This window comes from Streptomyces sp. URMC 126 (genome assembly GCF_051386555.1).
GTDB lineage: Bacteria > Actinomycetota > Actinomycetes > Streptomycetales > Streptomycetaceae > Streptomyces.
On sequence record NZ_JBPQTX010000733.1, the window covers coordinates 1 to 321 of the forward strand.

1 pseudogene is annotated in these 321 nt (G+C 68.2%); it reads right to left on the bottom strand.

What is annotated here, in order from left to right:
• Window positions 1-232: pseudogene (locus ACSNOK_RS33670) on the bottom strand (hypothetical protein); the annotation flags it as partial.
• Window positions 233-321 lie beyond the last annotated feature (89 nt).

Below are 321 nucleotides of genomic sequence, written 5' to 3' on the forward strand. Positions count from 1 at the left end.
GCTTGAGATGGCGCGAAGGGTCGAGCCGGAGCGTGAACGCTGCCTTGCCCTTGCCAGCCGTGGCCGGCTCGGCGATCGCCTGGCGACGAGGCTTCGCTGCCGCGACAGCGGCAAGCGGCACGAAGTCCGGCACGGAAGCGGGCTCGGCTGCCTGCTGAAGCGCAGGTTCAAGCTCAGGCTCGTATGCAGGCTCGTACTCGGGCTCGAGCGCTGCCTCGTCCTCCACTGCCACTCGCGCGAAAGTAGCGGCAAATGGCACCAGCGGCGCATGAGCATCGACCACTGCGGGAGCGGGCATGGCTTCGGGAAGAGCCTCGTCCT